Source organism: Ignavibacteria bacterium (genome assembly GCA_016873775.1).
Taxonomy (GTDB): Bacteria; Bacteroidota; Ignavibacteria; order UBA10030; family F1-140-MAGs086; genus JAGXRH01.
Genome location: VGWC01000007.1, coordinates 47,316 through 58,532 on the forward strand (window position 1 = coordinate 47,316; position 11,217 = coordinate 58,532).

Genomic DNA, 11,217 nt, shown 5'->3' on the forward strand with positions numbered 1-11,217 from the left:
TCAATTCAAATAAAATATCTACAAAACAAAAAAAAACTGTTTCATTGACGAAACAGTTTTTTTTTAGACTCAAGCGATTACAATTTTTCCACCGTCGCATTAAATCGTTTAATTGCTTCTTCGATATTAGCAACCGACGTTGCATACGAAAACCGCAAATAACCTTCTCCTGCTTTTCCAAATGCAGTTCCCGGCAAACAGGCAATTCCCGCTTCATTCATCAAAATATCAGCAAGCGTTTTAGAATCTTTTCCTGTTTTTTTGATATTCGGAAAAACGTAAAATGCACCAAGCGGTTTATGGCAACTTACACCGGGAATTGAATTTAATCCGTCAACAATCGTATCACGGCGGCGATGAAATTCCTTCACCATAGCATCAACTTCAGCTTGCGGACCTCGTAAAGCAAGCGCGCCTGCAACTTGCGCAAATGCCGTTGCGTGTGATGTGCAGTTGATTTGCATTTTTGCAATAAGTTTTGCATACTCTTTGGGCATCACTCCGTATCCTAATCTCCACCCGGTCATAGCGTATGTTTTTGAGAATCCGTTCACAAGAATTGTTCGTTCTTTCATTCCCGGAAGCGTCGCAATACTTTTGTGAACAAATCCATCATAAATAATTCTGTCGTAAATTTCGTCGCTCATCACCATCAAGTCGTGCTTTTTTGCAAGATTGGCTACGCCTTCAATATCGCCTTCAGTCATAATTCCTCCCGTTGGATTTTGCGGAGTATTGATGATAATCATTTTCGTTTTCTTTGTAACTAACGATTCTACTTCTTTCAAATCAAAACGAAAACCGTTTTCTTCGCGCAATACGTACGGAACAGATTTTCCTCCGACAAAATTGATAAGCGATTCGTAAATGGGATACGCAGGATTCGGATAAATAACTTCGTCGCCTTCGTTGATACTTGCGTTGATAACGAAATTAAATATCGGTTTTGCTCCCGGAGTAATAACAACTTCGTCAGCGTCAACAGGAATGTTTCTAGTTGATGAAATGTGTTCGGCAATAGCAAGACGTAAATCCGCTAATCCGGCAGATGGAAGATAGTGCGTAAAACCATCATCGAGTGCTTTCTTCGCCGCATTTTTAATAAATTGTGGCGTATCAAAATCCGGTTCACCAATTTCGAGGTGAACAATTTTTTTTCCTTGTGCTTCGAGAGCGCGCGCTTTAGCAAGTACTTCAAACGCACCTTCAGTACCAAGTTGTGAAACACGATTTGCTATATGCATAAATATCCTTGAATGTAATTTTTAAATACAAGAAAACGGTCAATAGTATATTGAACGAAAAAACTATTGACCGTCATAAAAAAACATGTTTATTCTAATTTGAGAAAAGTGGACGCTGCGGGGATCGAACCTGCGACCTCCGCCTTGTAAGGGCGGCGCTCTGAACCAGCTGAGCTAAGCGTCCCAAAAAATATGCGTTCACTTTCACTATGAAATTATACGAGCGGGAGACGAGGATCGAACTCGCGACGTCCAGCTTGGGAAGCTGACATTCTACCGCTGAATTACTCCCGCAAGTTTTGTTGTGCGAACATTATTTCTTGAAAAACGCGGGCAAAATATAACAAATGAGTTTGTCGTGAACAATTCAGATTGTTAGTTTTTGTTCTGTGGAATTTCTTTCTTGACCGGAAAATATTCGTATTCAAATTTTCGCACGAGAAATGGCATCGCCGAATTTTTTTTATAATACAATTGTTCTGCAACAAACCCTTCTTTGTTATACGAATAGGAATTTTTCCACGCTACTCTCCCATTTTTTTCTAAAAAAATTTCTTCGGTTTTTCTTCCCTTTTTGTCATACACACGTCGTATTCCTTCGCTGAACATTCGTTCCGTTGTGTATTTTCCAAATTCAATTTCATTTCCTCTGCCGTCGTATTTATAGAGAGACTTTGCAAGCACTTTTCCATCTGCATCATACCAAACATCATCTGTTAATACTCCGCGTTCGGAATACCGGTACGAAATTTTTTTGCGTAAGGCGCCGGTGAAATCATATTGAACTTTCTCCCTTTGCTTTCCGTATTTGTTGTATTGAAAAACGAGATTATACACTTCGTTCCCCGCAATGAGTACGTTTATCGCTATTCTATTATTCGACGAATTGTACCGAAATGTTTTTACAAAATCTATTCGCTGTTTGATGCCTTCTTCGTCATCAATAACAATGGAGTCGCCGATATTCAACGTTGAAACAGAAATGCTATCATAGTCTATGCGCTCTGTTTTTTCTTCTACCTTCAATCTTTTTTCGTTGTAAAAAAATCTTGTTCTCGCATACACTCCGCCATACGGTAAATCGCGCACTCGTTCTTCGCGCACAATTGTATCAAGCGATGTGATAATTCGGGGAAAAAAAGGTTGCTCCTTTTGTATTTCTTCTTCAACAAAGTTCAAACTATCGTGATGAAATAATTGAGCAGAATCTGTGCTATCATAGTATGCCGTATAGTGAACTTTTTCAAGCAATATTGTTGCGCTATCAAACATGAACATTTCGATGGAAGAAATAACATCGTTGTCGAGGTACGTAATGCGTTCCAACACATTCCCTAATGAATCGAAACGTGATGTTTCGATTTTCCTTCCATATTCTTCTTGCACGCCAAACTTTAACGAATATTGCCAAACATTCAGCGATTGGATATGCAATGTATCCTTCGTTTCGGGTACCGTTCCGCGCGCAGTTCTTGTTTTCTGTTGTGAAGAAAATCCTATGAAAAGAAAACTAATGAAGAGAAAACAAAGAATGAAAATTTTGGGGTTACTGCAGAAACATTTTTCAGTTAAAATATTCATACGAATATACCCATTGCTTTTTTGGTTCATCTAATAAATCGTACCATACTTCACTGAGTTCGTTTCCCTGTTTGTCGAATCGAGTAATGTGCGCTCCATTCATAGTATATTCCTGCTCTTCCATTTTGTTGCCATTGGCAAAATATTTATACAACATTTTCGTGCGAATTTTTCCCGAAGATGTATATTCGATTTGTTCTACGACATTTCCCTGTTCATCGTATTTGAATATCCATTTGTTTCCCAACGAATCTTTCGGGTCGCTGAATTCGATTTCTTTTTTATTTTTTGTTATGTATTCCGGTTTTTCTCCGTGCCATTGCTGTGTCGAATAATTTCTATTCCCAAAGTTTTTGATTTTCCAAAGCGTTCCAGACGACGCTCCTTTGTCGTACACAACCGCCATTGTTCTCACATCGGAACTGATGTATTGCTGCGATTCTGGCGGTTTAATTGCCGGAAGGGTATTTCCTTTTTTATCGTATTGAAATGATTTGACAACTTTTCCCGTTCCGACACTTCTTCCAAAAACATACGTGTATTCACGCACGATCATTGATTTTAATAGTGCCGATGCAGATTTTGAACTTTCCTCTGTTGGGTTTTGAGGCAACGTACCTGTAGTTTCCGTTTGGTTATTACAACTCCATAAAAACAGTGAAACAAGCAACGTGAGCAATATGCACTCTTTGTACCCTGTGATTCCTTGTAAATTGTACATCGTAGCAAAAAGTTAGTAGAAATTTTTTTTGTATTATTAAAAATTCGGGCGTAACTTAAAAAAAAAAATATTGATGGAAAAAAGAATTGCAGAAAAAAATGAAACTTTTAAAATGTATCTTTCTCCACATTTTATTATACCATTATACTTTATTGAACAAGAAAGATTTTTTATGAAAATTCCATACTTCGTTTCATTGTTGGTCTTGTATTTTTGGGCGCCGAACATTGTTCATTCGGATGAATTGCCCGAATGGGTTACGAAGCATGGAAAAAGCGTTACATATCCGGAACGCTTGTATCTCACCGGCTTTTCTTTAAAAAAATATGCCGATGCAGATGAGCAAAATGATGCGTTCACGAAAGTCAAAGAAGACGCGAAACGCATTCTTACGGAAAAAGTCCGCGTTTCCATCCGTAGTAAAGTTTCTTCACTTGTAGAAGAATCGAACAATAAACTGGTCCAGTTTTTTAGCACAGCAACACAAACGACAACGTCGTTAGAACTGCAAGAACTCGATGTTCTCACCTTCAACGATGAAAATGAAGAAACATACTATGCATTAGCATTTGCAAAGAAAGAAAAACTCTCTGCATTGTATAATTCAAAAATCTCTCATGCGCGAAAACAATTGAGTGAACATCGTACTTCTGCGAATTCGTACGTGAGCGCGCATCAATACTCGAAAGCGCTCGAAGAATATCTTCTGTGTTTTCCGTTGTTTCGTGAAATTGAAGAATGGCAAATCGTACTGAATGTGTGCGGAACAGAATTTTCTATCATTGAGCAGGAAATTTCCAACGATGAACTCACGAGTTCGCATGTTCGAAATGAAATCAATAAACTCGTGCAAAAGCCAATAACTTCTCTCGACGATGCTGCGTGGTATCTTGCGTATTGTCTGAAAATGAACAACGAAGAAAAACAAATTACAACCGTTGTTGCGCCGCCAACGTTTCAACATACCAAAATGGGAAGCGCATTTTCCCGTTACTTTAAAACTATATTCGAACACCAAATTGTGGAAGTTGCAAAATGGAACGTTGTTCAACAAGTTGCACAGTATCAGCCGAAAACAAAAAACGTTGCAAAAGAATTTTCAGAAGCCTCGGGAGCGGAGTATATCGTATCGGGAACATATTGGGAACAACAATCGAACATCAAAATAATTCTTTCGCTTACGAAAATTTCTGATAGTAAAATTGTCGGCAGCGCAGAAGTTGATGTTGAAAAAAATATCTTGGATACGACAAAGGTACGTTTGAAACCAGAAAATTTTCAGAGCGCATTTAACGACCAAAAGATATTTGATAACAATGAAATCATTGATGGCGGGCTTTCCGTTGAACTTTGGACAAACAAAGGAAATGAGAATTTGCTGTTTACGGAAAACGAACGAATGAATTTATACGTGCGAGTCAATATGCCGTGCTATCTTCGGTTTATTTATCATTTGGCAAACGGACAACGAGCATTAATGCAAAACGATTATTACATTGACGAATCAAAAGTAAATTTTACAGTAACGATGCCCGATACATTTTATTGTGCGCCGCCGTTTGGAGTAGAAGTTCTGCAAATTATTGCGCGAACGGAAACGTTTGAAAAAATTGCAACCGAAACAATGGATGGCTATCAGATTTTGAAAGATGACCTGAAAAAATTTATCGGAGTAACTCGCGGTTTCAAAAAAAATAAACCATCATTGATGCAAACAGAAGCCCGAATTCAAATTATGACGATGAAATAAAAAACCTTCAAGGTTTTGGATACATTGAAGGCTTTTATTATTGACGAAAACAAAATTTCCGTGCTACTTCATCAGCACGAGTTTCTTCGTTTCTGTGTATCGCAACTTACTCGCATCGGCGAGTTGAGTTACGCTTATCCGATAGAAATACACGCCGCTGGGCAATTCACGTGCATCAAACTCTACTTCGTGCATTCCTGCTTCCATTACTTTGTTACTCAATAACTCCGATACCTCTCTTCCTAACATATCATATATTTTCAACGTTGTTTGTAAGGGCAATTCATGAATTGCCCCTACGGGAATTTCAAATCGAATCGTTGTCGTCGGATTAAACGGATTGGGATAGTTTTGCTCCAAGCCAAATTTGTTCGAAATATTTTTATCATCATTCACGCTAACAATATCGTTCGTTGTCAACACCAACGGGATAAGTATTTCCGGATTCGTTGCGTCGTTGGAAAGAACAATTAATACTCCCCGATATGTTTCATCATCTTCCAAATCCGTTGCATCGAACGTTAGTGTAACACGTTTGAATCCTGGTCCGTCAATCGAATCAATCACAATATTGTGCGAAAGCCATGGAACATCGCCAAACGGGTCAAATCCTAATGAGGTGTGTCCCGTGTTCGGAATAATATCAAAAGAAGAAGGAGGATTTCCTCCCAAACTATCTGCCCAATAATATGCGCTTCCGACCAAATTCATATTGCCGTCATCATTTCCTAAAACATTAAGGTTGAGAGAAAACGAAACAGAACTGTCGCTTTCAACTTGTGCCGCACCGGGGAAGATTGCCGGATTTCCTCCGCCTATATTATCGAAAACGATAACAGAATTGGGGGGAATTCCGAAATTTGTTATTGGCGGAATAACGACGAACACATCATACTCTGCGCCGATATCTCCCTGATAAATTCCAATGCCAACTGTGCCTGTTTCCGGATTTTGGTCTGTATCAAACGCATACGCAATAGTTAAACTATCCGCATCAATCGGGTAATAGAATTTCATACTCATGAAAATAGAATTATCGTTTTGTTCGCCGTAGATTGCTCGAATATCCGGATGAATGGATAAACCGATTACATCACCAAGCGAATCCTCAGCAAGTTCATCGGTACGAACAGCATTTGTATTCTGCATTGATTGATGTAGGTGTTGAGAAAAAAAAGAACGTTGCAACGATTCTTTCAGTTGTTTTCCAAAATTATTTCTGTCGAACTTGTTGAGAACAGTATGTTTGGTATTTCGGGAAGATGGAACACCATTCACATCATCAATAGTGAAATACAGTTTTCCAGTTCCTGTATTGGCAATATCCAAAAACTCTGTTGCAAGAGAATCCACATCCAATAACACGACGATGCTGTCTCTATTAACAGAAATAAAAGCATTTTCCGAACGCAGCGGAATTGTTTTTTGAACAAAACTCTGTTCGGGAATTTGCACTTCGATGGTATCCGTAAAATATCCAAGTCGGGAAACAATAAGCGTATGAACTCCAGCATTTGTTTTCAACAAAAAATTCCCGGCAACCGAATACGTTGTTTTATGCGCTTCAACAAAATGCACACTCGCATCGGAAAGCGTATCTCCCGAAGTTTCGTCAACAACCGTTCCGAGAATTCCTCCCCACGCAACCGTATCGAAGGAAAACACATATAATCCGCTTTGAATATCGGACACGACAAAATTTCCCGAAGGAAAATGCGGATACACTCCCCAATCGCCAACAAATTCATTGCCTGGTTGCGGATAGGTATCATAGTAACCGACCTCAACAGGTTCAGCAGGATTGGAAATATCAAGCACTTTTACTCCTTCTGCATAATGAGAAAGATACGCATACGTGCCGTTAACGTGAACGTTATGAGCAATTTGTGTAACGTCGCCAATGTATTCGGAAGTTAGGAACGTGAACTCATCGTTCGTTGTATCCGTATCGTACAACACTTCAATATTCCAAGTTTTCATCGTTGCTCCGGTAATTTCATCTGTTGTGTAGAGGTATTTATTATCCATTGAAACGGAAGCATTGTGAGAAAATCCGTTGGGATAAGTTATTGCGCGAAGGAGTCTGGGATGCGCGGGGTCAGAAATTTTCCAAATGTCAACGTGTCCGCTTTGATATATGTTACTTGCAAATAATAATCCGTTGCGAATGTATGTATCGTGAGCATATCGCTGTGCCATTGTTGCAACGGAAGTTGGATTTTCAGGATTTCCTAAAGATAAAATGCGAATGCCGCCTTGTTCTCCGATCGTTCCTGCAGTTGAAGTTCCTCCCTGAATGTATAAATATGGAGTTGTCGTATCAATGGAAACCGTATGCGCGCGCGCATTGGAAGAGGTAACTCCGGGCCACCGATAGTTCTGTACTAAATGAGCCGAATCGGGTAAGTATTGTAAGTCAATAATTTGTAATCCACTGAGTGAATTTGGCTGCGTGTGTTCGCTGACAACATAAGCATAGTGCGAATATGTTTTTATTTCACGCCATATAGTTCCGCTTGCAGTTGGTCCAGGAATCATATCAACTTCTGTTGGTTGCTGCGGATTCGTGATATCAATGATGGAAGTACCTTGATTATGTCCGAGAAGAACATACTCTTTTCCATTAGGAGACGTCCATCCCCAAATGTTGGAATAGACGTTGTAATCGTCTTTGTGGGAAAGCAATGTAATGTTGTTATTGATTCCCGGTTCGTATTGCGCGAACGTTGTATTTGTTAAAAATACAATGCATAAAAGTGAAAGAAGATATTTCATACAACTATTGTGTTTCGTTTGTAGTGTAAATGACTGAATAAAAAAACTTCTGTGGTTGATACGTTTAGATGATTATTCTTCTTCGTACGGTAATTTTGGTTCGACAAAAATTACTTTTTCGCGTTCGATATAGACTGTTCCTTCTTTTACTCCTTTCGGTTTGCGCACATATTTTCGTTCGCAATACGCAACGGGAACATTGGTTGCTTTTCGCATTTTGCTATAATACGCAGCAATACTTGCAGTTTCAAGAATTGTTTCTTTCGGTATTTGTACATTTTTATTTTTCACTCGTAAAACGACGTGACTTCCTCCCCCGCCGCGCGCATGGAACCATAGATCGTTCGGTTGCGAATGATGCAACGTAAGTTCATCATTGTTAGCGCTGTTTTTTCCCGCCCAAACTTCGTAACCACCGCTCACGGTGAAAACACGAAATGGAATTCTTGTCTCTTCCTTTTCCGATGGTTTTGAAATTCCTAAATCTTTCAATTCGCTTTCTCTTGTTTTCATAAAATCATTCAGCGCATCAACAGTACGTATTTCCGTAATTGCAGCAAGTATTTTTTCAACTGCGTTCTTTTGCATATCGAACGTAGATTTTCTTTTTCCCATTTCTTCGAACGCTCTTTTTGTTTGTTTCACTTTTTCAAAGTATCGTTCTGCGTTTTCAACCGGTGATAATTTTTCTTCAAGTGGAATAACAATCGTTATTCCTGAATTTTCAAAATCCGATAACGTTATCTCTTTCATTCCCCTGTGAAGCAGGGAAAGATTTGCAAGCAATAATTCCGCACGATACTGATATTCTTTGACTTTTGAATTTTCAGAAAGTTGCTTTTGTATCGCAAGCAATGAACGGGAAATTTTTGCTTCTTTGCTTTTCAATGAAGAATGAAGCGAATGTTGGAGTTCTAAAAAACGCGCTTCAATTCGTTTCAAAGAAATGTATGCGTGTATTCCTTCGCTGATAGTAAGATATTTTTTTTCATCATACGATGAATAGATATTTAACGGAATGATGGAAAAATCTTTGATGTTGTTGTTTTGAAAATAAATACGTGAACGTGGATTTTGACATTCGTTGAGAACGTCCATATAAGCGTTGTAGAGAATATGGCGTTCTTCATGTGTAATATCACGAACAAAAATTTCTTCCGAAAGACGCGAACGAAAACAGAGTTCTCTCACCAACAACGAACCGAGTGAAGAAAATGTTTTTTTTAATACAGTAAAAAGTGAAACGGAATCGTATGATTGCAATTGCAGTTCAAACTCTGCCAAAGAAATGATGCTTGGTGCATGGTGTTTGTTTTCCAAAAGAAATTGTTTTCCTGTTTGTTCGTCTTCTGTGAAGAATACATCGCACACAAAACTGTTTTCATCAAGAAGAAACACATTGGCTTTCGCGCCAACCATTGCGCACCATAGTTGTTTTCCCGATGAAAGTGTTATGACAAAAATTCTATCTTCCTTATGCAGAAAACATCGTTTCAACTGTTCTCCTTGTATTTCAGGAAAAACGTCAACCGTGTTTTTTTTTGCGCGAAAAAATTTTCCTCTCGAATAGATATGATTGTTCTTTGCTGAACAATTTACAACAAGTGAACGCTCAATGGTATTTTTAGAAAACGTAATAACAAGTTCGTTTTTATGCTGCGTAAAAATTTCCTCGACAGTGGATTCGGTACATTCTGCATCAAGTTCCTTCGAAAGTTGCAATAGTGTAAAATAATGATTCAACAAATCAGTTCAATCCTTTACGAACCGCGATTGATGGGATACGAAAACGTAATGCGCGATTCGACACGCTTCTGCGGCTGATACATTCCATTCTTGTCTCTTGCAAACGTCCACGTGTACACCAACGCAACCGTCATAAACGGGTACGGTTTATACCCAAATGACGCATACAACAGTGAACGTTCATCGAGATTAAAAATATCCTCGAAATTTTCCACGAATTTTTTATCGTATCCCGCGTCAACAATAACAACGGGAATAATCGCTCCGGAAGAAGTTTCAAAATGCAAAAATCCGCTTTTCGGAATATCATCAAACTGTTGATATGCCCCGCGAATTTGCAGCGTTCCTAATATCCCGATTATCATATCGCCGAAAATTCCCGGACCTGGAGAATGCAATGTATCAAGACGATGAATTCGTTCAAATCGGTCAATTTCATAAAACGAATCAAAATAATTCGGAAGAAATTTATCGCCGGGAAATCTGCGTTCTATCTTTGCAAAAATATCGAAGATGCCAAGTCCGTGAAATTCTGATTCGATTCCTATTGCAGCGCCCTTTCCGTATGAAAGAATTTCTGCATAATCAAAATAAAATGTTGTCTTCACTGAAGACGAATTCAGAATCGGAAAACCAACATCCAAACCGAATATGCCGAGACTTCCTTGTCCGTTGAAATTTGAATCAACAACAGCATCGTCGCGAAAATCGGTTGCGATGGTTGCACCAACTTCCATTTCACCAAGAATTGGAATTTCGCTCGCAGATGTTAGTTTCAATGGCTTTGTATAACCGCGAATACCAAAAACCCCTGCTTGAGCAAAGTCTCCGTATACGGATTCAAATCCATAGTTTCCAAAATTCATATCGAACTCGAGTCCGTTGCGACGGTCATCGTAACTTGGGCTGTTGCGGTACAAATACATAATAAATCCGTGACCAAGTCTTGTATAATCAAGAATACCGACACGTGCGTAAATATCATCGCCTTTTTGTCCCCAACGAAGATAGCGAATGAAACGCATTTTACTGAATTCTCCATTGCGAATTTTTCCTTCTTTATTAATTCGAAAGTTCACATCCAAACCAACGCCGAATTTTCCGAATGCAAATTCGGGAGTAAGATTGATAAGATAATACGGTTCGCCGTCAATCCACGTCATCCCAACGCTCCCGGAAAGTTCTTCGGGATGTTGTTTATGTCCAATCTGTCCAAATGCCCAACGTGAGAATTTTATGTTTTGCACTGAACGCGAAAGTGAAAATATCTGTGCATCAGTCTTCTCGAAAGGAAAACATGATAACAAAACAATAAGAAGGAGAAAAGTAATTTTGTATTTCATACTAAATGTGTTTTTAAAATCGGGAGTAAATTTACAATTTTTTTTTATTTCCATTTT

General features: G+C 38.8%; 7 protein-coding genes and 2 tRNA genes. 1 reads left to right on the forward strand and 8 read right to left on the reverse strand.

What is annotated here, in order from left to right; all coding sequences use genetic code 11:
• Positions 1 to 77: 77 nt before the first annotated feature.
• The 5 genes from FJ218_02110 to FJ218_02130 all read right to left on the reverse strand — a co-directional run bounded on the left by FJ218_02110 (position 78) and on the right by FJ218_02130 (position 3,546).
• Positions 78 to 1,244, reverse strand: coding sequence for a pyridoxal phosphate-dependent aminotransferase (locus FJ218_02110; GenBank protein ID MBM4165708.1), 1,167 nt, complete (start codon positions 1,242 to 1,244; stop codon positions 78 to 80).
• Between the two features lie 109 nt (positions 1,245 to 1,353).
• A tRNA-Val gene (locus FJ218_02115) sits at positions 1,354 to 1,428 on the reverse strand.
• A 38-nt stretch (positions 1,429 to 1,466) separates the two neighbouring features.
• Positions 1,467 to 1,538 (reverse strand) — tRNA-Gly (locus tag FJ218_02120).
• 81 nt (positions 1,539 to 1,619) lie between these two features.
• Entirely contained in the window at positions 1,620 to 2,825 is a 1,206-nt protein-coding gene (locus FJ218_02125) for a hypothetical protein (GenBank protein ID MBM4165709.1), read from the reverse strand.
• Complete coding sequence (locus FJ218_02130; GenBank protein ID MBM4165710.1) at positions 2,809 to 3,546, reverse strand: hypothetical protein; 738 nt, start codon at positions 3,544 to 3,546, stop codon at positions 2,809 to 2,811. Before FJ218_02130 ends, FJ218_02125 begins: the two co-directional genes overlap by 17 nt.
• Positions 3,547 to 3,718: 172 nt before the next feature.
• Between FJ218_02130 and FJ218_02135 the strand changes: the two genes are divergently transcribed.
• Positions 3,719 to 5,296, forward strand: coding sequence for a DUF4384 domain-containing protein (locus FJ218_02135; GenBank protein ID MBM4165711.1), 1,578 nt, complete (start codon positions 3,719 to 3,721; stop codon positions 5,294 to 5,296).
• Positions 5,297 to 5,359: 63 nt separating this feature from the next.
• Here FJ218_02135 and FJ218_02140 read toward each other — a convergent pair whose 3' ends face one another.
• From FJ218_02140 to FJ218_02150, 3 genes are all read right to left on the reverse strand, one after another.
• Positions 5,360 to 8,071 carry a choice-of-anchor B family protein gene (locus tag FJ218_02140; GenBank protein MBM4165712.1) on the reverse strand — a complete coding sequence of 904 codons (2,712 nt, stop codon included), beginning with the start codon at positions 8,069 to 8,071 and terminating at the stop codon, positions 5,360 to 5,362.
• Between the two features lie 72 nt (positions 8,072 to 8,143).
• Positions 8,144 to 9,817, reverse strand: coding sequence for a DUF814 domain-containing protein (locus FJ218_02145; GenBank protein MBM4165713.1), 1,674 nt, complete (start codon positions 9,815 to 9,817; stop codon positions 8,144 to 8,146).
• A gap of 14 nt (positions 9,818 to 9,831) precedes the next feature.
• Complete coding sequence (locus tag FJ218_02150) at positions 9,832 to 11,160, reverse strand: hypothetical protein (protein ID MBM4165714.1); 1,329 nt, start codon at positions 11,158 to 11,160, stop codon at positions 9,832 to 9,834.
• Positions 11,161 to 11,217 lie beyond the last annotated feature (57 nt).

Bases quoted from the DNA above. Each gene is read 5' to 3' on its own strand.
- FJ218_02110 (MBM4165708.1), bottom strand. From the start codon at position 1,244: ATGCATATAGCAAATCGTGTTTCACAACTTGGTACTGAAGGTGCGTTT.
- FJ218_02125 (MBM4165709.1), bottom strand. From the start codon at position 2,825: ATGAATATTTTAACTGAAAAATGTTTCTGCAGTAACCCCAAAATTTTC.
- FJ218_02130 (MBM4165710.1), bottom strand. From the start codon at position 3,546: ATGTACAATTTACAAGGAATCACAGGGTACAAAGAGTGCATATTGCTC.
- FJ218_02135 (MBM4165711.1), top strand. From the start codon at position 3,719: ATGAAAATTCCATACTTCGTTTCATTGTTGGTCTTGTATTTTTGGGCG.
- FJ218_02140 (MBM4165712.1), bottom strand. From the start codon at position 8,071: ATGAAATATCTTCTTTCACTTTTATGCATTGTATTTTTAACAAATACA.
- FJ218_02150 (MBM4165714.1), bottom strand. From the start codon at position 11,160: ATGAAATACAAAATTACTTTTCTCCTTCTTATTGTTTTGTTATCATGT.